Source organism: Paraburkholderia sp. BCC1876 (assembly GCF_902833695.1).
Classification (GTDB): Bacteria; Pseudomonadota; Gammaproteobacteria; order Burkholderiales; family Burkholderiaceae; genus Paraburkholderia.
Genome location: NZ_CADFGI010000083.1, coordinates 1 through 458, shown reverse-complemented (window position 1 = coordinate 458; position 458 = coordinate 1). Strand labels below are relative to the sequence as shown.

The 458-nt window shown below is 67.7% G+C and carries 2 pseudogenes; both read left to right on the top strand.

The window, feature by feature from the left end:
- Nucleotides 1-84 (top strand): annotated as a pseudogene (ureB, locus tag HWY05_RS37875) (urease subunit beta); the annotation flags it as partial.
- Between the two features lie 26 nt (nt 85-110).
- Nucleotides 111-458 (top strand): annotated as a pseudogene (ureC, locus tag HWY05_RS37870) (urease subunit alpha); the annotation flags it as partial.

The following is a 458-nucleotide window of genomic DNA, read 5'->3' as shown; positions in this document are numbered from 1 at the left end:
CAGACGCGCACCGTCGAGCTCGTCGCGCTGGCCGGCGAGCGCGTCGTCTACGGTTTTCAGGGCAAGGTGATGGGGCCGCTGTAAGCGCCCCGCTCTTCAGGAACAGCAACATGACACTACGCTTGAGCCGCCGCGCGTACGCGGAAATGTTCGGCCCGACCACCGGCGACCGCATCCGCCTCGCCGACACCGAACTGCTGGTCGAGGTCGAGCGCGACTGCACGATCTACGGCGAGGAAGTGAAGTTCGGCGGCGGCAAGGTGATCCGCGACGGCATGGGCCAGTCGCAGCGCGGGGCCGCCGAGGTGGCCGACACGGTGGTGACCAATGCGGTGATTCTCGATCACTGGGGCATCGTCAAGGCCGACATCGCCATCAAGGACGGCCGTATCCAGTCGATCGGCAAGGCCGGCAACCCCGACATCCAGCCCGGCGTGACCATCGCGATCGGCGCGGGC